At 43.2% G+C, this 22,447-nt stretch carries 19 protein-coding genes; 10 read left to right on the top strand and 9 right to left on the bottom strand.

Translation table 11 applies throughout. The annotated features are described in order from the left end of the window. The first annotated feature begins 37 nt into the window (after positions 1-37). From putP to J5X92_RS02010, 7 genes are all read left to right on the top strand, one after another. A complete protein-coding gene (gene putP, locus J5X92_RS02040) occupies positions 38-1,546 on the top strand; it encodes a sodium/proline symporter PutP (RefSeq protein ID WP_208804454.1) in 1,509 nt (502 codons plus the stop codon). Positions 1,547-1,832: 286 nt separating this feature from the next. Beyond that, the gene (cysD, locus tag J5X92_RS02035; protein ID WP_013784935.1) at positions 1,833-2,747 is read left to right on the top strand and encodes a sulfate adenylyltransferase subunit CysD; all 915 of its coding nucleotides are present in this window, start codon (positions 1,833-1,835) and stop codon (positions 2,745-2,747) included. Further along, positions 2,747-3,343, top strand: coding sequence for an adenylyl-sulfate kinase (cysC, locus tag J5X92_RS02030; RefSeq protein ID WP_057793062.1), 597 nt, complete (start codon positions 2,747-2,749; stop codon positions 3,341-3,343). Before cysD ends, cysC begins: the two co-directional genes overlap by 1 nt. Before the next feature lie 17 nt (positions 3,344-3,360). Next, entirely contained in the window at positions 3,361-4,143 is a 783-nt protein-coding gene (cysQ, locus tag J5X92_RS02025; protein WP_208804453.1) for a 3'(2'),5'-bisphosphate nucleotidase CysQ, read from the top strand. Position 4,144: 1 nt separating this feature from the next. Continuing rightward, positions 4,145-5,560, top strand: coding sequence for a sulfate adenylyltransferase subunit CysN (gene cysN, locus J5X92_RS02020; protein ID WP_013784938.1), 1,416 nt, complete (start codon positions 4,145-4,147; stop codon positions 5,558-5,560). Between the two features lie 19 nt (positions 5,561-5,579). After that, complete coding sequence (locus J5X92_RS02015) at positions 5,580-7,310, top strand: SLC13 family permease (RefSeq protein WP_208804451.1); 1,731 nt, start codon at positions 5,580-5,582, stop codon at positions 7,308-7,310. Positions 7,311-7,552: 242 nt separating this feature from the next. Beyond that, positions 7,553-8,254, top strand: a complete 702-nt coding sequence (locus J5X92_RS02010; RefSeq protein ID WP_013784940.1) for a YIP1 family protein — start codon at positions 7,553-7,555, stop codon at positions 8,252-8,254. A 57-nt stretch (positions 8,255-8,311) separates the two neighbouring features. On the opposite strand, the gene J5X92_RS02005 is transcribed toward J5X92_RS02010, so the two are convergent. Next, the gene (locus tag J5X92_RS02005) at positions 8,312-9,217 is read right to left on the bottom strand and encodes a DUF3025 domain-containing protein (protein ID WP_208804449.1); all 906 of its coding nucleotides are present in this window, start codon (positions 9,215-9,217) and stop codon (positions 8,312-8,314) included. Positions 9,218-9,286: 69 nt separating this feature from the next. Here J5X92_RS02005 and J5X92_RS02000 point away from each other — a divergent pair, with 69 nt between their 5' ends. After that, positions 9,287-10,981, top strand: a complete 1,695-nt coding sequence (locus J5X92_RS02000; protein ID WP_208804447.1) for a M28 family metallopeptidase — start codon at positions 9,287-9,289, stop codon at positions 10,979-10,981. Between the two features lie 146 nt (positions 10,982-11,127). Here J5X92_RS02000 and J5X92_RS01995 read toward each other — a convergent pair whose 3' ends face one another. After that, entirely contained in the window at positions 11,128-11,910 is a 783-nt protein-coding gene (locus tag J5X92_RS01995) for an RMD1 family protein (RefSeq protein WP_013784943.1), read from the bottom strand. A 391-nt stretch (positions 11,911-12,301) separates the two neighbouring features. Between J5X92_RS01995 and asnB the strand changes: the two genes are divergently transcribed. After that, the gene (gene asnB / locus J5X92_RS01990; RefSeq protein ID WP_013784944.1) at positions 12,302-13,975 is read left to right on the top strand and encodes an asparagine synthase B; all 1,674 of its coding nucleotides are present in this window, start codon (positions 12,302-12,304) and stop codon (positions 13,973-13,975) included. Positions 13,976-14,092: 117 nt separating this feature from the next. On the opposite strand, the gene J5X92_RS01985 is transcribed toward asnB, so the two are convergent. Both J5X92_RS01985 and queE read right to left on the bottom strand, forming a co-directional pair. After that, positions 14,093-14,953, bottom strand: a complete 861-nt coding sequence (locus J5X92_RS01985) for an amino acid ABC transporter substrate-binding protein (RefSeq protein WP_208804445.1) — start codon at positions 14,951-14,953, stop codon at positions 14,093-14,095. A 31-nt stretch (positions 14,954-14,984) separates the two neighbouring features. Beyond that, entirely contained in the window at positions 14,985-15,635 is a 651-nt protein-coding gene (gene queE, locus J5X92_RS01980) for a 7-carboxy-7-deazaguanine synthase QueE (RefSeq protein ID WP_041452970.1), read from the bottom strand. Positions 15,636-15,752: 117 nt separating this feature from the next. On the opposite strand from queE, the gene queC reads away from it, so the two are divergent. Next, entirely contained in the window at positions 15,753-16,409 is a 657-nt protein-coding gene (queC, locus tag J5X92_RS01975; RefSeq protein WP_013784947.1) for a 7-cyano-7-deazaguanine synthase QueC, read from the top strand. 16 nt (positions 16,410-16,425) lie between these two features. On the opposite strand, the gene J5X92_RS01970 is transcribed toward queC, so the two are convergent. The 5 genes from J5X92_RS01970 to J5X92_RS01950 form a co-directional block, all read right to left on the bottom strand. Next, positions 16,426-16,833 (bottom strand): hypothetical protein, encoded by a 408-nt coding sequence (locus J5X92_RS01970; protein ID WP_013784948.1) that lies wholly within the window; start codon positions 16,831-16,833, stop codon positions 16,426-16,428. Further along, positions 16,830-17,246, bottom strand: coding sequence for a hypothetical protein (locus J5X92_RS01965; protein ID WP_013784949.1), 417 nt, complete (start codon positions 17,244-17,246; stop codon positions 16,830-16,832). Before J5X92_RS01965 ends, J5X92_RS01970 begins: the two co-directional genes overlap by 4 nt. Positions 17,247-17,266: 20 nt before the next feature. After that, entirely contained in the window at positions 17,267-18,193 is a 927-nt protein-coding gene (locus tag J5X92_RS01960) for a LysR family transcriptional regulator (protein ID WP_129737265.1), read from the bottom strand. A 169-nt stretch (positions 18,194-18,362) separates the two neighbouring features. Next, entirely contained in the window at positions 18,363-20,378 is a 2,016-nt protein-coding gene (gene uvrB, locus J5X92_RS01955) for an excinuclease ABC subunit UvrB (RefSeq protein ID WP_013784951.1), read from the bottom strand. A gap of 28 nt (positions 20,379-20,406) precedes the next feature. After that, a complete protein-coding gene (locus tag J5X92_RS01950; RefSeq protein ID WP_083820195.1) occupies positions 20,407-21,696 on the bottom strand; it encodes an MATE family efflux transporter in 1,290 nt (429 codons plus the stop codon). Positions 21,697-22,447: the final 751 nt, after the last annotated feature.

Below are 22,447 nucleotides of genomic sequence, written 5' to 3'. Positions count from 1 at the left end.
GATGGTAGCATTGCATGAAAAAACATAGGGAATTTATATGGCTACGGGTACGATCATTTCATTGGGACTCTATTTTGCTGTCATGCTGGGTATCGGTCTTTTCGCTTACCGCCAAACAGATACTAATGTAGAAGGTTACATGTTAGGTGGCCGGCAACTCGGTCCAGCCGTCACTGCATTATCAGCCGGTGCATCAGATATGAGCGGGTGGATGCTCATGGGCCTTCCCGGAGCAATGTATGTTTCAGGCCTTTCCGCGGCGTGGATTGCCGTTGGTCTTGTACTAGGCGCATTAGCTAATTACATCTTGGTTGCACCTCGTCTAAGGGTTTATACCGAGGTTGCGAATAACTCTATTACTCTTCCTGATTATTTTGAAAACCGCTTTGCTGACAACTCTCGATTACTTCGTGTTATTGCCTCGGTTGTTATTGTTATTTTTTTTACCCTTTATACCTCTTCAGGGGTAGTCGCGGGTGGAAAGCTATTTGAGACCTCATTCGGTCTTTCCTACGAAACCGGTTTGTATGTTACCGCAGGCGTAGTGGTTGCTTACACACTGGTAGGTGGCTTTATGGCAGTCAGTATGACTGACTTCGTGCAAGGCTGTATTATGTTTATATCACTAATACTTGTGCCAGCAGTGGTCATCACTGAATTAGGTGGTATAGGCGCTTCTATTGATGCACTTGATACTATTAACCCTGCCCTATTCAATGCTTTTATGGATGCATCTACCAATGAGGCTATCTCGGTAATCGGTATCATATCTTTGATGTCTTGGGGTGTTGGTTATTTCGGACAGCCACATATTATTGTACGTTTTATGGCAATTCGCTCTGTAGAAGATATTCCAACGGCACGAAGAATTGGCATGAGTTGGATGATAGTTTCTATTATTGGCGCGCTAATGACAGGCTTGTTTGGCCTAGCCTATGTGACGGGCAATGGGAACAATATTGACCCTGAAACTGTCTTTATTTACTTATCTCAAATCCTCTTCCACCCACTAATTGGTGGCTTCTTGCTAGCAGCTATTCTCGCTGCCATCATGAGTACTATTTCATCTCAGCTGTTAGTAACATCAAGTTCATTAACTAACGATTTTTACCAGACTTTTGTTCGACGTGATGCGTCTGATAAGGAATTGGTCATTGCCGGTCGCGTTAGCGTGGTGGCGGTCGCCCTTGTTGCAATCTTCTTAGCTTACGACAGAGACAGCAGTATTCTTGATTTAGTGAGTAATGCGTGGGCTGGTTTCGGTGCGGCATTTGGTCCACTGGTATTGTTCAGCTTGTTCAAGCGTGAAATGACCCGTCGTGCTGCTCTCGGCGGCATGATTGTGGGTGCAGTAACTGTATTACTCTGGATTTATCTGCCAATCACTATTGACGGCGAATCGTTAGGAAGCTGGATGTATGAGATTGTTCCAGGGTTCATCCTATCTAGTCTGACCATTATAATATTGAGCAAATCAGGTACGCCTCGAGAAGGGGTGCTTGAAACCTTCGATGCGTTTCAAAAGAAACTTGAATCACATAGATAGTCGATAGGAAATTATATAAAGCCCCGTTTTACGGGGCTTTTTTGTAGGTTTCACCCGTTAACAATTGCACTATTTTCTGACAATTAGAGTATGTAACACCGGCGACCTTTGACTGAAAATTCGGCGCTTATGCCAAAATTGTATGACAGTTTTATTTCTTGGAATAAGGCAGCTATTTTAAATAGCTAAATCGCATACTACATTAGTAAATAAATGTGTTATTGTTCTATGCATAAAAATAACTCGTATATAACTTAATCTTATATAACATAAATCGGACTCGAAAATGACTGCAAGTATCCCGTCTGTTACGCATCTGAAACAACTCGAAGCCGAGAGTATTCAAATTTTCCGTGAAGTTGCTGCGGAATTTGATAATCCGGTAATGCTTTATTCTGTTGGAAAAGACTCTTCGGTGTTGTTGCATTTAGCGCGCAAAGCTTTTGCCCCTGGTAAAATTCCATTTCCATTGCTTCACGTAGACACTACGTGGAAATTCCAGGAAATGATTGAGTTTCGTGACCAGCAAGCCAAGAAACATGGTTTCGATTTGCTAGTACACATTAATGAAGAAGGTGTTGAACAAGGCGTAGGCCCGTTCTCACATGGTTCAGCAAAGCACACTGATATCATGAAAACTGCTGCACTTAAGCAAGCATTAAACAAATATAAGTTTGATGCTGCCTTTGGTGGTGCACGTCGTGACGAAGAGAAATCTCGTGCGAAAGAGCGTGTTTACTCATTTCGTGATAGCAACCACCGTTGGGATCCTAAAAACCAACGTCCTGAGCTTTGGAACATCTACAACTCTCAAGTTAACCCAGGTGAAAGCATTCGTGTATTCCCTATGTCTAACTGGACTGAGCTTGATATCTGGCAGTACATTTACCTAGAAAACATCGACATTCCTCAGCTTTACTTATCGAAGCCTCGCCCTGTTGTAGAGCGTGATGGTGTATTGATTATGGTTGATGACGAACGTATGCCAATGAACGAAGGCGAAACGCCTGAAATGCGTTCAGTACGTTTCCGTACGCTAGGTTGCTACCCACTAACGGGTGCTGTTGAATCTACTGCGGCTACCTTGCCAGAAGTTATTCAAGAAATGCTACTGACTAAAACCTCTGAGCGTCAAGGCCGCGTGATCGATCACGATAGCTCTGGCTCTATGGAGAAGAAGAAAATGGAAGGGTATTTCTAATGGCCACCGACAACGTTGTTTGGCACAAGCATGAGGTGAATAAAACCACCCGCGCTGCAAAGCTGAATCAATCGCCTCGCGTGTTCTGGCTTACCGGCCTAAGTGGTTCTGGTAAGTCTACTCTGGCCAACTTGCTTGAGAAGAAGCTTCACGAGCAAGCTAAGCACACTTACCTATTAGATGGTGACAATGTGCGTCATGGCTTATGTGGCGACTTGGGCTTTAGCGATAAAGACCGTGTAGAAAACATTCGCAGAATCAGTGAAGTAGCAAAACTATTTGTCGATTCTGGCACGCTGGTATTAACAGCGTTCATCTCTCCTTTTAAAGCGGATCGCGACTATTGCCGTGGTCTTTTAGAAGACGGTGAGTTCGTTGAAGTGTTTATCGACACACCTATCGAAGTGTGTGAAAAGCGCGACCCGAAAGGGCTTTATAAAAAAGCGCGTAGCGGTGAGATTAAAGATTTCACTGGTATCGACTCTGCTTATGAAGCACCGGAAAAGCCTGAGATACATTTAACGTATCAAGATGAACCTGCAGAGCAAACTGCTGAACGCTTATATGCGTTACTGCAAGAAAAAGGACTTGTGTAATGGCCCAGGCTAATACAATGACTAATACACTGGCACAAACCATTCTTCGCATTGCTAAAGAAGCAGGCGATAAGATAATGGCGATTTACGATAAAGATTTCGCTATTTACGAAAAACAAGATACCAGCCCGCTAACCGAAGCTGACTTAGCGGCGCACAACGTAATTGTTGATGCCCTTGGAAAAGAATCTGACCTTCCTATTTTATCGGAAGAATCGGCAGACATTTCATGGGATGAGCGCAAACAATGGCAGTCTTATTGGCTTGTTGATCCGCTTGACGGCACGAAAGAATTCATTAAAAAGAATGGTGAATTTACAGTGAACATCGCGTTAATTGAAGACGGCAAACCTACCATGGGTGTGGTGTACGCACCGGCACTTAACAAAAGCTATGTAGGTATTGTAGGTGAAGGCGCATGGACTGAAGTAGACGGCGAATTTACTGCTATTTCTGCACGCAAGCACGATGGTGCTGAAGTATGGAAAATAGTAGGTAGCCGCTCTCACCAAAGCCCCGAAATTCAAAATTTACTGTCTCAACTAGAGGGTGAAACTGAATTAGTGGCCATGGGTAGTTCATTAAAGTTATGCCTAGTGGCTGAAGGTGAAGCTCACCTTTATCCTCGCTTAGGCCCAACATCTGAGTGGGACACAGGCGCCGCCCATGCTGTAGCCCTAGCCGCAGGTGCCAATGTAACTGTGCTAGACCCGAACAATCCGTTAAATGACAACGCCGACGCTCTTACTTACAACCAAAAAGAGTCTGTGTTAAACCCCTTTTTCCTTGTGAGCGCATAACATGAACAACGAAAACAATTTATTAAAGCAAGACATACTGTCTTACCTTGAGCAACACGAACAAAAAGACATGCTACGTTTCCTTACATGCGGAAGTGTAGATGACGGTAAAAGTACCCTAATCGGTCGCCTACTTCATGACTCAAAAATGATTTATGAAGACCAACTTGCTGCCATTACTAAAGACAGCAAAAAGTCAGGTACTACTGGTGAGAAAGTCGATTTAGCCTTATTGGTTGATGGCCTTCAGTCAGAACGTGAGCAAGGTATTACGATTGACGTAGCGTACCGCTACTTCTCTACTGATAAGCGTAAGTTTATTATTGCTGATACTCCAGGACATGAGCAGTACACACGTAACATGGTAACTGGCGCATCTACATGCGACCTTGCCATCATACTTGTTGACGCCCGTGGCGGTGTAAAAGTACAGACTAAACGTCACTCATTCCTAGTATCTTTGTTAGGTATTAAGCACGTTATTGTTGCTATCAACAAAATGGACTTGATGGATTACTCTGAAGAAGTGTACAACCAGATTAAGCAAGACTATCTGAAGTTTTCAGAGCAATTGGATATTCCAGATATTCAATTCGTACCACTTTCTGCACTTGAAGGTGATAACGTAGTAAACGTGAGCGAACACACACCATGGTTCGATGGTATTCCGCTTATGCAGATGCTAGAGAACACAAAAATTGGTGAAGACGATAATCATGATGATTTCCGTTTCCCTGTTCAGTACGTGAACCGCCCTAACCTAGATTTTCGTGGGTTTGCCGGTACGGTGGTATCTGGTCAAATTGAACCAGGCGACGAAGTAACTGCTCTTCCTTCTGGAAAAACGTCGAAAGTAAAATCGATTGTGACTTTTGAAGGCGACCAAGAGCGTGCTTATGTACCTCAAGCGGTTACCCTTACACTGGAAGATGAAATTGATATTTCACGTGGCGACATGATTGTTAAATCAGGTAACTTGCCACTACTTTCTACCCAATTTAAAACACATTTGGTATGGATGGACGAAGAGCCACTTATGCCAAACAAGCAGTTCTTGTTTAAGTTTGCGACCAAGTCAACGACAGGTGTTGTGTCTCATATCGATAACCAAATTGATGTGAACACCCTTGAAGAAAAAGACGCGATGCACCTTAACTTGAATGAAATTGGTGTGGTAGATGTGAAATTTACCCAAACCGTAGCGTGCGACCCGTACAAGCGTAATCGCCCTACTGGTTCTTTCATCGTTATTGATCGCATGACTAACAGTACAGTTGGTGCAGGTATGATCATTGATGAACTTGCTAAAGATGCACAACACGCTTCTCCAGACTTCTCAGAGTTTGAATTAGAGTTTAATGCACTAGTACGTAAGCACTTCCCTCATTGGAGCGCTGTGGACATTAGCAAGCTGTAAAAGCAGGACTGGAAAATATATGGATATTAACCAGTTTATCGTGCTGGCGATTTTCGCCAGCACGATTTTTGCGCTGATTTTTTCAAATCAGCGCCCGTCTACTGTTTTTTCAGGCGCCGTGTTATTACTATTGGTATCTCAGCAGTTGTCGCTTGACGACATTTTGCTGAACTTAACCAACAAAGGGTTAATAACCCTTGTCTTGCTACTGCTAGTCAGCAGTGCAATTGATAAAACTGCGTTAATAAAGCGTATTGGTAGAAAGCTAGTGAGTACGAGCTTTTCTAAATCATATTGGAAATTGTTTTCACTCACCTTCATTTCTTCAGCGCTATTAAACAATACGGCTATTGTGGCCAGCCTTATAGGCCCTATTAAGCAGAATCAATATCACCCTGCTTCGCGCTTACTTATTCCGCTTTCCTATGCCGCCATACTCGGTGGAACAGTCACCCTAATTGGTACCTCCACCAACTTAATTGTAGATAGTTTCTTGCAAGAGCATGGTCATCCTGGGTTTAACTTTTTTGACTTCACGCTATATGGGCTAGTAGCCGGTTTAAGCTGCGGCGTACTGATGTTTGTGCTTACACCATTACTACCTAATATTGCGAACAAGAATGACAACTACCAAGAGTACATGGTAGAAGCGAAAGTAAATTCGGGTTCAGAACTCATTGGCAAAACCGTTGAGCAAAACCACCTTCGTAACTTACCTGAATTATTTTTGGTTGAAGTGGTTCGTGACGGGAACCTTATTTCTCCCGTAGGCCCCGACCTAGTGATTGCTGAAAACGATAAACTTATCTTTACCGGCAATGTGCAAAAGCTTGATAACTTAAGCCACATAAAAGGGTTAACCACCTTTGCCGAAACCGATGGCATTTTGCGTGAAAGCTTAACCGAAGTGGTGGTAGCAAACCGCGCTCAAATTATTGGGCAAACCATAAAAAACCTCGGTTTTAGGGCTTTGTTCGATTCAGCCGTAGTGGCTATTCGCCGTGATGGCGAGCAGCTATCAGGCAAGCTCGGTGAAATAAAACTTAAAGCAGGTGATTTCCTATTACTTGCCGCTGGCCCAGATTTCAATACGCGACAAAATTTAAGTAAGAACTTCTTTATATTGTCTGAGCAAAAAATCTCTCGCCCGCTTACCAACCGACAGGAATGGATAACCCTTGGCGGTTTCCTTACCGTTGTGACATTAGCCGCGGCAGATATTATTTCACTCGCAATCGGGCTGTTGTTTTTGGCGGCCGTATTGATTGGCTCAAAGGTAACGAACAACGGTGAGATGAAGCGTAATTTACCGCTGAACCTTATTATTGTTATTGTTGGAGCATTAAGCTTAGCCACCTCATTAGAGTCGTCGGGCGTTATTGCCATTTCTACTGCGCAATTGATTCCCTACTTAGCCGACACCAATTGGTTTATTGCGTTAATTGTAGTGTATTTTACTACCCTACTATTAACCGAATTTGTGACCAACAACGCAGCAGCGGCGCTCATGTTCCCCTTCGCATATGGGCTGGTTGAAATAATAGGCGCACCGCTTATGCCATTCGCCTTAGCGGTTGCCTTTGCGGCAAGTGCTAGCTTTATTTCGCCGTTTGGATATCAAACGAACTTATTGGTGTTTAATGCGGCTAATTATAAATTTAGCCACTTTATACGAATAGGGCTACCTATCTCGTTACTGTATAGCGCTATCGTGCTGTGTTTATTGAACTTAACGTATTTAAGTCAGTAACGATAAACCGCTATTACTAAGTAGTAGCTATCCAATAGATGACGTTATCAAAAGGCCAGTATGTAATACTGGCCTTTTTACGTTTTTGGCATTGCTGTAAGTACAGTTGAGTTTCTCAGCTAGGCTCTCGACACAAGTTTTTACTAAAAAGAGGTACAGTTCTTTAACCCGCTCCTGTACTTAGCCTTGGTATATCAGTAACCTAAACAAAACTAATATAATATTTTATCTCGGAGCAACGGATGCATTCAGTATCAAACCCCTTTCAAGCGTGTAATGATATATTTTTTCGGCCCAATGGCGTGTTTAAAGCCGTCGGTGAAAAAAACAACTGGAGTTGGTTCCCCTTTCTTATTGTTATGATGATCACGTTAGCGGCTCAATATCTATACGTTAACTTCGTTGATATCGAATGGTTTGCAAATATTAATATTGCAGCCCAAGATGCCATGAGCCCAGCAGAAGAAGACCAAATGCGCGCCTTTTTCACCAGAAACACCCTCATGCTTTCCCAATTAGTAGGCGCATTCTTTGCTCTTACTATCGTTAACGCTATTTTTGCTGTTTATTTGAATTTAACGACACGCAGTGATGACAGTCATGTTTTCGGCTTTACAGATTGGTATGGTTTTACCTGGTGGGTATCTATGCCTTACGTAGTAACAGGCCTTATCGCGGCGGCACTTATTATGTTTGCGGGCGACCATCAAATATCACCGGCAATACTTGCTCCACTGTCACTTTCTTACCTACTCGGTGTCGAAATGACATCACCATGGTTTGCCTTTGCTCAAGCTATTCGGGTTGAGTTGTTTTGGACTATCTACCTCACTATGGTAGGCATTACTCAATGGACCTCATTCTCTACGAAAAAGGCGGCAATTATTGCTTCTGCGCCATACGTCGTGATTTACGGTATTTGGGGTGTGTTCGCGCTTATCTAGTATGCTATACCACTTGCAACGCGCTTCTTACACCTAAGCTTGGTGTAAGAAGTGAGTTCAAAACGTCGTTATGTCGAAAAGCGGTAGCTGAATAGAAGGTTTCGCTCCCGCCCTAATAGGCCTAAAGTACTCGCTATTGTTATAAAAAGCTTCATCTTGGTTTTCGTACCACCCTGGTATGCCAAGCAAAGGAATAGGTTTTAATAGCGGAGATTTGTTAAACGCATCAAGCTCAGTGATACGTTTTACCAATGATTTGTCTACCTCTTGTCGCTGTTCCCATTTATTCATCTCGTTAAACCCTTTAGGCACACTCACTGCCAACCACTTCCCCGTAAGCCCGATAAAAGGCGAAAGCATCATCTCAAGGTTTGCATGCCCAAAAACAAAGGGGGTTATGTGGGTTCCCCACTCGTGCCTATGGGTTAAAAAACTATCCTGCCATTGATGTTGGGCTAACGTATTCAGCAACATGTTTGATTTACTCGCGTCGCCTTCCTCAAGCGCCAGTACTACGCCGCATTCGTCAAAATGCGTAATGCGGTTTCGTCGCTCGGTTCGTGGGTGTGTGCCATGGTGCGCAATATCTTGCATGTGTAGCGTATTCAGTAACGCTTTTGTCGCGGGAAATTGGATCCAGATAAGGGCATTGAACAAATCATGCCAGCTATTTTCCCGCGTAGGTACGCAGTTGTCGCACGCGATAATTTCTTCATAGTAACGGCTGTCATTTTCTGTACTTTTGTCACAGCTGTTAGCCGTTCGCTCATCAAGCTCTCCTTGCGCAATAAACAAAGGGCCCTGCCATTGCGGTTGAAACGCTTCACGCAAAAGATTAAGTCTTGTAGCACTAGGAAAATCGGTGTCGTCTAACAACATGAATTCTTTCAACAGCGTATGTACTGGTAAAGACGCATTATCTTGAATATGGTGTTTACACCAAGGAGTAACAGGTATTGGCATACTTAATATTGGTTCGTCTTAAGGTTTTCTCTATACTGGGCGGTATTGTAGAGCAAACAGAGACTAACAATGAAAAAAATGTTTTTGCCCTTGCTGGTAACTGCCGTATCAGCGGTAAGTGCTTGCAGCCCCGATAACGCGCCTGAAAACGACACGACGCAGCCTGAAACTCAAACTCAAACTCAAACTCAAACTCAAAAAAAGAATATCGCGACTAATTTCGACGCAGTTTACGCCAACATTTCAGATGCAGATATTCGCGAACCATTAAAAATACTGTCATCTGATGAATTTGAAGGTCGTTTGCCCACCACCGCTGGTGAAACCAAAACACTGGATTATCTCACCCGTGAGTTTGAAAAAGCGGGATTGTCACCGGGTAATGGCGGCAGCTACCTTCAAGAAGTCGCGTTAATGGAAATTACCGCTAACCCTGAAATGACCATGACAATTGGTGATAATAGCTTTGCGTATAAAGAAGACATGGTTGCTTCATCTAAGCGTGAGCAAGAAACCGTTTCACTTGAAAACTCAGAACTTGTGTTTGTGGGCTACGGCGTTAACGCACCAGAATACGACTGGAACGATTATGAAGGCTTAGATGTTACTGGCAAAACCGTCGTGATATTGGTGAATGACCCAGGCTTCGAAAACCCTGAAAGTGGGAAGTTCCAAGGTACAACGATGACCTACTATGGTCGCTGGAGTTACAAATACGAAGAAGCTAGCCGCCAAGGTGCTGCCGGCGCACTCATTGTTCACGAAACGGCTCCAGCCTCTTATGGTTGGTCAGTAGTGGCGAATAGCTGGAGTGGTCCCCAGTATGGATTAGTATCAAAAGACCAAGGCGCTAGCCGTGTTGCCATTGAAGGCTGGCTAACCTTAAGTGCCGCAGAAAAAGTATTTGCTGATGCAGGTTTTAATTTTCAAGACGAAAAGAATCAAGCCAAGCTTGGGCCTTATCATAAAGCGATGGATATCAATGCTTCGGTAACCGTGCAAAATACATTTAAAAAATCACAAAGCCACAATGTTATTGCCACACTACCTGGCTCAGAGCTACCCAACGAGCATGTTATTTACACCGCGCACTGGGATCATCTAGGAAAAGATGAAACTAAAGAAGGCGACAATATCTACAATGGTGCCCACGATAACGCCACAGGAAGTGCTGCTATTTTGGCTATGGCAAAAGCCTACGCCAACTTAGATATTGCACCGAAGCGTTCTGTATCGTTTTTAGTAGTTACCGCTGAGGAACAAGGTTTATTAGGCAGCAAATACTACGCAGACAACGCCGTCATCCCACTGGAAGATACGGTGGCCAATATCAATATGGATGCCATGAACGTGTTAGGTAAAACCAAGAACGTCGCCGTGGTAGGCATGGGTAAGTCAGACTTAGAGGATTACCTTAAAACCGCTGCTGATAAGCAAGGCAGAACGCTTACTCAAGAAGATCGCCCTGAAGCTGGCTACTATTATCGTTCCGATCACTTCAGCTTCGCGAAAAAAGGTGTACCTGCATTGTATGCCGAAGGCGGAGATGAACCCGCAGACGAAGCAACAGCCAAATATCGTAAGCGTATGAATGTCATAGTAACGGGTTGCTACCATCAAGTGTGCGACCAATACCGTGACGATTGGGATCTAAGCGGCATTGTGGAGGATACCCAACTTTTATTTGACGTTGGCTTTCAGGTTGCGAATGCAGACCAATGGCCTTCGTGGAAAGAAACCAGTGAATTCCAACGCCAAGATTAACCCGTATTCTAAAATAAAAGTGTGAATTTACGTTGAAAGCCCTGTTAAGACAGGGCTTTTTGTTAGTACTAGATCAGGTGCTTTACGGCATATACTCTCGTCGTATGGCCCTTATATGGCCCTTATATGGCACTAAGCACAACCATTTACATAAACAACCCTTTGAGCTCTTCAGCGCCAAACGTCGCTATTTCAAACGCAATCAAGATTATAATTATCCATTCCAAAAACGATGAATGTTTATGATTTAGCTCTTCAGCTAACATCTCGAACAACTCATGAATAACATTCAGCTTGTTGGAGAGAACATCTACCCTGGGGCGGATATCTAAGTATCGCGCCGTGGCATTATAAGCATGTTCATATTCTGGATATTCCCAAAAGAACTCGGGTGTATCAAGCAACCCATAATGCAAAAAGATGTCGCTCTTTGTGCTAAATAAATGCCCGCGGATTTTCGCCAATGCGGGTCGACGTAACGTTATCTTGCCTGTTTCGGCCAACGCTTTTGGCAAATACGCATAGCGCGTAATAGTATCTTGCGCTTTATGCTCGTATTCATTGAGCTTTATTGATTGCGCTAATCCGTGGCTGATTGATAACCGAAGTAATGGATCGTCAATCGAGAGCGTAATTAAGTCCCGTTGCAATCTAAGTACATCACTAGTAAATGCAAATTGCAGATGCTCTTGATGAATACCAGACAACAACTTAGGGCTAACCTGTAACCTATTTAGCAAGGCTACACGCTCCTCTTCTACGACACCCCAAAAAACCACCACACCATACTCAAAAAGCCAAGCTTCACCGCCTGTCACTTCAATGTGCATGGCATCACGATAGCGTGAACCCTGAACACTCGCGTCCATTTGAAGGCTATCTACATCAGGAATAACATATACCGAAACTCGGTCGTTTGAAAATTGCATACCCTTTACCAGGTGTTGAAAAAACCGGCAGATTATGCGCCCAAAGAACGCAAAGAGATACAAATATAAAAACTACAAAATCAACGAGTTATAAAATAAATTTTGATATAAACACAGGAGGTAAAACTTGTATACTGCCTAGTATTTGTGCGACATTTTAGTTAATGACACTAACAGCAGCGACGCTTTGGCCAAAGAACATCGTGTTTTGGAATAATAATTTCCATTTTCTCATCATATTGTACTTGCAATTTCCTGTCAGACTGGCACATTCAAGGCATGCGAAAGCGCGATTAAAAAAAACAACAATACCTTCGCCAACTCGTTCGCGAGTACCCGACAGAAAAAACCTCAATTATTTTTCAACAAGTGAACAGAGAGAATCCGTTTTATGTGTGGTATTTTCGGTATCCTTGATATCAAAACCGATGTGTCTGAACTCAGAACCCAAGCCCTCGAATTAACAAAATTATTGCGCCACCGTGGCCCTGACTGGTCGGGAATCTGGAATAATGACAATACCATTCTTTGTCACGAAAGATTGGCTATTGTTGATGTGGACACCGGCGCTCAGCCGCTTATCAGCCAAAATGGCAAACAAGTTTTAGCCGTCAATGGCGAAATTTATAATCACAAGCAACTTGCTGATGATTTAGCAGAACCTTATCCATTTAAAACTCGCTCAGATTGCGAAGTTATTCTTCCGCTTTTTCAACAAAAAGGTGTGAGTTTTGTTGATGAATTAGAAGGCATGTTCTCGTTTGTGCTTTATGACGAAGAACAAGATGCTTATCTAATTGCTCGTGACCATATGGGTATTATTCCTCTATACACAGGTTACGATGAGCATGGCAACTTCTACGTTGCTTCAGAAATGAAAGCGTTAGCGCCTATTTGTAAAACCATTAGCGAATTTCCTCCTGGGCATTATCTTTGGAGTAAAGACGGTCAGATCACGAAATACTACAAACGTGATTGGATGGAATACGATGCAGTAAAAGACAACACCACTAATCTTGACGATTTACGTGTAGCGTTTGAAAAATCAGTGAAATCTCACATGATGTCTGACGTACCTTATGCGGTATTGTTATCGGGTGGTCTTGACTCATCATTAGTCTCTGCGATTGCGGCAAAATATGTTGCTAAACGTGTTGAAGACGAAGATAAAACAGAAGCATGGTGGCCTCGCCTACATAGCTTCGCGGTAGGCCTTGAAGGTGCACCCGATTTGAAAGCTGCGAAGAAAGTGGCTGATATGATTGGTACGGTACACCACGAAATTCACTTCACCATACAAGAAGGCCTTGATGCCATTCGTGACGTGATTTTCCACCTAGAAACTTATGACACCACCACCATTCGTGCGGCAACGCCAATGTATTTAATGACCCGTAAGATTAAAGCCATGGGCATTAAAATGGTATTGTCTGGTGAAGGCGCCGATGAAATTTTTGGTGGGTACTTGTACTTCCACAAAGCACCAAATGCGAAAGAATTCCACGAAGAAACAGTACGTAAACTAGATCGTCTTCACTTGTTCGATTGTGCTCGTGCGAACAAGGCAACTTCAGCATGGGGTGTTGAAGCCCGTGTTCCATTCCTAGATAAAAACTTTATCGACGTGGCCATGCGCTTAAACCCACAAGATAAAATGTGTCTTGATGGTAAAATGGAAAAATGGATTTTACGTAAAGCGTTCGACAACGGCGATACTCTGCCTGCTGAAGTGCTATGGCGTCAAAAAGAACAGTTCGGTGATGGCGTAGGCTATTCTTGGATTGATTCTATCCGTGATTTCGTTGAGAACGAAGTATCTGACCAACAATTTGCTTCTGCTGAGTTCCGCTTCCCAGTGAACACACCAGATACCAAAGAAGGTTACTACTACCGTACTATCTTCGAAGGTTACTTCCCGCAAGAAAGCGCTGCCCGTTGTGTACCTAGTGGCAAATCTATTGCCTGTAGTACGGTTGAAGCGCTTGAGTGGGATGAAAGCTTTAAGAACAATGCCGATCCTTCAGGTCGTTCAATGAAAGACGTGCATTCAGGTGCCTCTGACTAATTCTAGTCACCTGAACTTTTAAATAAAAAACGCGGCTCTTGCCGCGTTTTTTTATGAGTTATATGTATGTTCTATAAGGGCTGTAGATAAAATCTAGAGCGAATTGTAAGCCCTACTTTACTGTTCAATTACGTACCAAAGCCGCTCGTCGGCTAACGGTGTTTCAGGCGGTAATAAGGGGTTATCAAGCGTATAGATTCGTCTGTTTTTGATGTCTAACTCTTCTAAAATTGCTTCATTCGAAGATTTAAATAACGCTTCAAAAGAGCCGTCCTCAATTGCACGATTCAATCCTGTTTCAATTAGGCGTGCTAACGTTGGGTTACTCTTATTAACGAAATAGTACATGGCAGTTGGGTAATAAACTGCCATATCGGGCTCTAATTTAAGTGATGGCGATCGCCCTTCAAGTTCAGCTGATACCTCAATAACCGAGCGAGGAAAGAAATCCCCTTTGTTTTGAAGCAATAACGAATAGGCATCTTTGAAATTCGGCACTGTGGCAACATTAAAGCCATTAGCTTGTAGTATTTTAGTGTCTGGCCATTCTTCACCTTGTAATGGTGTGAAGTTCATTAATTCATTTTTTGATGAAACCCGTGCAAACTCCGCTTCCCTGTCTACATTGATAACAAATACCCGAAGACCAATGAGTCCTTTCGCAATGGGAATTCGAATAGGGAGAAGGTCTTTTTCACGTTGGCTGTCCGTCATGCTCCACACCACGTTCACTTCACGATTTTCACGCAGTTGTCGCAATGCCTTTGAAGACAAAAGAATGCGATCTGATGGTAATAACTCGTAATTTACACCCGTTTTATCAAGGGCCAGTTTAAGCAAAGCAATGGGGTATTCGGCGCGAGCGTCAGAGTCATCTAGCGGTTTAGGGTAGTTAATTGTCCACAATGCCGCGGCACTTTGTGTTGCTACAAGCAACGAACACAAAAGCAGTGCCGTTTTTACATACTTCAACGCCATTATCGAACTCCTTTGCTCACGCTTATGTAATTTATTCTATACCAATATATTTATGTGTTTGTAAGGATAGTCGCCAATTACGGGCTATGCAGGTTTGTACTGCAAGTTCGGTCGCCCTTGGTTGCTGACTTATCGGCTGTAAACAAACCTGCTTACCTGCTAACGAAGAGACATCGGCTAGCAGCGCATCTAACTCATCAATGTGTTTTTGCATGGCAATAGGGTGTTTTATTTCATTCGCGCGCTCAAGGGCACTCAGCAAAACTGGCATGCCCCCTTTCATATTAATTTTAGGTGATACCGTCACATAAGTTCTATCATCACACAACACTTCATAAGTACCGCTGGTTTCTATTTGAGTAGAAAAGCCATTGTTGTGTAGCAACGTGGTAAGTGGGCGCAAGTCATACATACAAGGCTCACCGCCGGTGATAACCACATGCTTTGCCACATAACCTTGTTCAGAAAATAGCGACAATAGCTTGTTTTCATCAATTTCAAAAAAGTGCTCAGACTCGTTGGTCTTATCAATAACTTGTTGTGCCGTGGTTACCAAGGCGTTATCCAGCGTCCAAGTATGTTTGGTATCGCACCATGGGCAACCCACAGGACATCCTTGTAAGCGAACAAAGATAGACGGGATACCAGTATGTGCCCCTTCCCCTTGGATGGTTTCGAACATTTCATTGATGTTCAGCGTGATTAATTTCGACAAAATGTCACCCTTTAACGATTGTATGTTTCGATTTTACCAAGGATCACATAAAATTCGGGCATAATTTCTCAAAACTTTAAAACTATGTCAGAAAACGTTGTTGTTATCTATTCAGGTGGAATGGACTCATTCACTGTTTTACACAAAGCCTTACGTGATGGTAAGACCGTTCACGCCCTTTCTTTTGATTATGGTCAGCGCCATAAGAAAGAATTAGATTATGCGGCAGCAGTGTGTAAATCGTTAAACGTGCCCCACAAAATTGTGGATATCAGTGCTATTAATAGCTTAATAGGTGGCTCATCGCTAACCTCTGATATCGATGTACCAGAAGGGCATTACGAAGAACCTAGCATGAAGCAAACGGTCGTGCCTAATCGTAATATGATTTTGCTGTCGTTAGCCGTGGGCTATGCCGTAAGTTTAGAAGCAAACGAAGTGTATTATGGCGCGCATTCGGGCGATCATGCTATTTACCCAGACTGCCGTCCTGAGTTTGTGGAAAAGATGAGTGATGTTTGTCGCATTGCCAACTACACCCCGGTAGAGATTGTGACGCCTTATATTAAAGACAGCAAAACAGCGATTTTAACCGACGGGTTGAAAATGGGCTTAGACTACGGCGAAACGTGGACGTGTTATAACGGAAGAGAGAAAGCTTGCGGCAAATGCGGGGCCTGTGAAGAGCGCTTAGAGGCGTTCAGAGAGAATCACTGCACTGACCCACTTAGCTACGAATAATCGATTTGGCGCCTACTCAGGCGCCTTTTAGCTTATTCACCGTTACGCGAAGTGAGTGGCTTATGGCCACTGAAATAAAAGCACTACACCCCAGTGCACCACCAATTCCATCTAGCAATGGCAGCAACACCATAAAAATGACGGCAAAACATAACGACGAAATAGTTAGCAAGTAATACGAAAAACGATGTGGTGCGCTCATACCTACAAAACTACCTCCGAAAAACACCGTGGCCCAAAATTCAGCCGCATCGGGTGAACGAGTTTCACTTATTAGTACGCTGTGAATAAGTAGCACTGAAAAGTAAAATACAATAGTGAGTAAACTGGACGCTCGAATTACATTAAACCTTGGCAGCTTGGCTAACCGGTAAGTGGTGAACGCGCCGGCAAGGGTAGTGATAACAACTAATAATTCCGTCAAAACAACGCCCTTAGAAAAATAAGGCTACTGACTGCGGTAAATGCAATAGCCCCTAGCCGACCACCAAAACCTTCGAAAATATTGCGCGTTAGGGTATAGACGCCAGCCCCTACCACAGAAATAAATAATAGCGCTTCCCACCCCGTGATAATTGCACTTGAACACATACCAGCGAAAGCGCCAGCATAAATAGCGGCTTGAGGGTGATTGCCATACTTTTTAGGCCAATGCCAAAAACTGCCTACTAAACCCGTAAAAGCAGCGGCCAACACTACTGGTACATCAAAATAATGATGCAGTGAAAAGCATAAATACGTTCCGAAAAAGAACGACACTAATTTAACTAAGAAGAAGATAAACCATTCCTTTTTGGTTGAAACGAAAAACGCCCTGTTTTCACAAGGCGTTTTCATACTTAATTTGCGTACCTAACCTACTTTTGACTTTCAGCTATGAAGTAAGTGAGCTCTTTGATGCAGTGTCGTAAAACTGGGTTCAATCGTGTGTTCTTGCCATTCATTACAAATAGATCGTGGCTAAAGTTATACAAGCTGCCATTGGCGATAGGCACCAGCCCTAGCGCTGCGCCCTGCTCTTTTGCCATGTAGTCAGGTAATAAACCAATATACTCACCCGTCATGATGGCAGACATTGCAGCGTCGAAGGAGTCTGAAAAGGTTTGAATAGCAAGACGAGACTCATTATCGATGTAGTTTGCTGAAGATAAACCAGAGATACCAATCGCCGGATAGTCTTCAATTTTAATATTTTCAGGCAATGCAGTATCACGATATTTGGCTAACGGGTGTGTAGGTGAACAATATAAACGTCCATCTGTGGTGATCCCGATAGGATGAAAAGTCACAGATTCGGGTTTTACCATATCATAGGTCGATACCACCAAATGACATTCACCGGATAAGGCAACATGCTCTACTTCATTGTATAAACGTGTTTGGATATTAACGTGGATATCATCAAATTTCTTCATTGTGCTTTTAACGGCTTTACTCACCGCTAAATGCATAGAAAGCGGCAGACCAGCCATAAGCACTAGCGTAATGTGACCTGAGTAGTCATCGTGCAATGATTTCAAATTAAATACAAAATTATCGAAGGCGTTAAAAATACGCTTGGTTTCTTGGAAAACCACTTCGCCTTCTTTTGTCATCTGAAAGCCACCACGACCGCGGTGGCATAATACCAAATCTAAACGTTCTTCAAGCTTCTTAATTGCAGCACTGATATTTGGACGTTGCATGCGCAACACAGGTTCTGCAGCAGTAAAACCATTACAACTTGCTACCGCATAAAACACACGTAACAATTTGATATCCGACTCTTGAAGACGATTTAGCATAAAGGCACCATTATAGGTATAGTTATAGATACTTAAGTATCAACTATATGCAACTGGCGCCTCGATTACAACGACAATTTAAGGTGAATCTCTGCGATAAACATACTGTTATATGCGATTAAACAAAATTAACGTGATTATTTTCTAAGCAGAATCACCAACGAGTTCATTACGACAACGCAACGACCTGCTTTCTTAGAGCCTCTACGTCGTCTCTTAACGACGCAGCTTTTTCAAACTCAAGCTCTCTGGCATATTCAAACATCTGCTTTTCAAGCTCGGCTATTTGATCCATTAACTCAGTCGCACTTGCCGCCTTCTTCTGTTTCTTCTTCTCTTCTACTTTGCGAAGCCTTACTTTACCGGACGCTGGATGAGCCCCTTCACCCAAATCCATAATATCGGTAATTGGCTTATTCAAGCGCATCGGCGTGATGTTATTCGCTTTATTATGTTCAATCTGTTTTTCACGGCGACGCTCAGTTTCGTCCATGGCTTTTTTCATCGACTTAGTAATTTTATCGCCATATAAAATGGCGCGACCGTTGATGTGACGTGCCGCTCTACCAATCGTTTGAATTAGCGAGCGCTCTGCGCGCAAAAAGCCTTCTTTATCGGCATCAAGAATTGCTACCAGTGAAACTTCAGGCATATCTAAGCCTTCACGAAGCAGGTTAATCCCTACCAGCACATCGAACTTACCAATACGTAAGTCACGAATAATCTCAATGCGTTCTACCGTGTCGATATCTGAATGCAAATACCGTACTTTAACGCCATGCTCATTTAAGTATTCACTTAAATCTTCGGCCATTCGCTTAGTGAGCGTAGTAATAAGTACCCTTTCATCAAGCGCCACTCGTTTGTGAATTTCCGATAATACGTCGTCAACTTGGGTAGCGACGGGGCGCACTTCAATGATGGGATCTAACAGCCCTGTGGGGCGCACCACTTGCTCTACAATGTCGCCATGGGTCTTTTTAAGTTCATACTCACCAGGAGTAGCCGATACGTATACCGTTTGTGGGCAAATTTGCTCAAATTCTTCAAATTTCAGTGGGCGATTGTCAAGCGCTGAAGGTAAACGGAACCCGTATTCCACCAAGGTTTCTTTTCTAGAGCGATCGCCTTTGTACATGGCACCAATTTGAGAAACCGTTACATGGGATTCATCAATGAACATGAGGCCATCCGCAGGAAAGTAATCTAATAACGTTGGGGGCGGCTCGCCAGGCGCTCGGCCAGAGAGATAACGTGAGTAGTTTTCTATGCCCGAGCAATACCCAAGCTCCATCATCATCTCAATATCAAATTGAGTACGCTGAGAAATTCGCTGCTCTTCTATTAGTTTGTTAATTTCTAGCAGCTGCGCCTTTCTAGACTTCAATTCCCCTTTTATGTGCTCGATGGCATCAAGGATTTTTTCTCTTGGGGTTACATAATGGGTTTTCGGAAACACCGTTGCCCGTACAACCGATTTGTCGACTGCGCCTGTCAGCGGATCGAACAAACTAATTTTATCAATTTCATCATCAAACAGCTCAACACGCACCGCTTGTTTCTCTGAGTCCGCAGGGAATATGTCAATCACATCGCCACGCACACGGAATGTCCCCCGCTCGAAGGCTAAATCGTTACGCTTGTATTGAAGCTCGGCAAGTCTGCGCAAAATATCTCGCTGATCCATAGTATCGCCCTGTCGCAAATGCAAAAGCATTTTCATGTACGACTCGGGGTCACCCAAACCATAAATAGCCGAAACACTGGCTACAATCACAACATCTCGGCGTTCCATCAATGCCTTTGTTGCAGACAAACGCATTTGCTCGATATGATCGTTTATCGATGCATCTTTCTCAATAAACGTATCGGTACTTGGTACGTATGCTTCTGGTTGGTAGTAATCGTAATAAGAAACAAAATATTCAACCGCATTGTTAGGGAAAAAATCTTTCATTTCCCCGTATAACTGTGCCGCCAAGGTTTTGTTATGCGCCAGAATGAGCGTTGGTCTTTGAACTTCGCTAATAACATTCGCCATGGTAAAAGTTTTACCAGAACCGGTAACACCTAATAGGGTTTGCGCTGCTAAGCCACTTTCTAGGCCATCCACCAAGGTTTCTATGGCAGCGGGTTGATCGCCCGCTGGCTTGTAGCTTGAATGAAGTTCAAAACCTTTACTCATTTATTAAATACCTTATTTACCTTGCCACCTAGGTAGCATGTTGTTCCTGTTTAAATACCGAGAGCGTATTTTTAAATACAACAAAAGACACGGTCGCCATGGCAATGTTTGCCACTACCGTTCCCCAATACAATCCGGTTAAACCGAAAAAGTAACTTCCCGCGATACTTATTGGCACAAAAAATACAAACAATCTGATAACACTCAATGCCAATGCACTCAAAGGGTGGTGCATCGCATTTAACGAAGAATTCGTCAAAATAATAATACCCTGCATGCCATACCCTAAAGGCACTATCATTAAAAACAGTTGAATGAGTCGGCTCACCTCCGGCTCGCTGGTGAAGGCAACAGCAATCCAGCCGGAACACACCCACATAACAACAAATACGAACAACTGCCAGAAAAGCACAAATTTTAACGACACCATATAAGCGCTATGCACTCTATCAAATCTATTTGCACCCACGTTTTGGCTAATAAATGGCGGTAAAGTCATAGAAAGAGCAAGTACCACAATACTGGCAATAGACTCCATTCTGCTTCCTACTCCCCAAGCTGCTACCGCTTCGGCACCATAACTGGCCACCACTGCGGTCATTACACCACCAGCTATCGGCGTAAGCATATTAGCCCCAGCCGCCGGCAAGCCTATTTTTAATATATCCCCGCTTATTGCCTTTAGTTCTAGCAATGAAAGAAGTCGGGGCAGAATAAGGTTTCGTTTAACCGCCAGTAAATAAAGTATCCACACTGCACCCACCATCCACGCTAATAACGTAGCAAGGGCAGCGCCTTTGATGCCCATTGCGGGAACCGGACCTGCACCGAAAATAAACAAGGGGTCGAGCAATGCATTTAAGCCCCCTACGGTTGCCATAACAATACTTGGGGTACGCGTGTCGCCACAGGCCCTTAGTACACTGTTTCCCACCATAGGCAATGAAAGGAAAATACTCGACGCGTACCACAAGGACATATAATCCCTTATATAGGGTAATAATGTTGGCGAGGCGTTTAGCAAAGTAAAAATGGGTTCAATGGTGAAGTAACCAATTAACGCCAGCGTACCCACTAATAGGGTAGAAAGCATCAGCGAACCAGTCGCGTAATTCTTCGACTCACTTAATTCTCTACTGCCTTGCAGCTTGCCAATAATAGCCGACGTACCGATGCCTAACCCAATATTTAAACTAATAACGGTAAAGGTGACGGGAAAAGTAAAGCTAATGGCAGCGAGAGGCTCAGTGCCGAGTAAACTGACAAAGAAGGTATCGATTAACCCGAAACTCATCATCATGACCATGCCCAGTATCATAGGTATTGTCATGCGTTTTAGGGTAGAAGGAATATCACCGTTTAAAAGATTCGCTGCTCGGCTCGGGGACTCGTCTGTTTTCACAAACCCTCTCAATAGTTGATTGGTAGAAATAACTGGCGCTAATAAATACTGACTATCGTATATAACTAAACTTGCCTCACAACAAGATGCTGACAGTAGTCTATGTGAGACTGACCACATTGGCTATGTTAAATCGACCAAGCTAGGTTTGGGCTTGGTCAGGTGTCGGTTTTGCCACCTGAGCATCTTTTAAATTAATACTAATGGCTAATTTACACGTTTTAGGCAGACATTGGCGCAGATGTCGTTGAACACACTTTTTTGCTAGCTAATGTTAGAAGCCTTGTCAGGTTAGTTTATAAATTAAGCCAATTTACTGTAATGACAATTTCATTACGGCTAGATTGCGCTTTTAAGACAGTCGTTCGGTCGATTAACCCTAGGTTGCCTTAAGAACTATGCCGAACAAAATGTAAAATTTATGTAAACCTTTCATTTCTGACTGTTATATCGTTGAAAAAGTAACTGATAGTCGACGAATTAACACACAAGATATTTTTTGTCCAACAGATCTATTAAGATCTTAACAAGAGATCTAGCGTTAACACATAAGTTATTGAAATGATTTTAATTTTAGTGCTAACGGGCATATGAAGTTAACGATCATGACCACGATGATCTTACCAATTTATCCTCAAGTTAATAACTATCAACATAGTTATCCACA

The sequence above is a fragment of the Alteromonas sp. K632G genome, assembly GCF_017653625.1.
GTDB lineage: Bacteria > Pseudomonadota > Gammaproteobacteria > Enterobacterales > Alteromonadaceae > Alteromonas > Alteromonas naphthalenivorans.
Note: the sequence above shows the minus strand (reverse complement) of the source record. Positions and strands in the feature narration are given on the sequence as shown.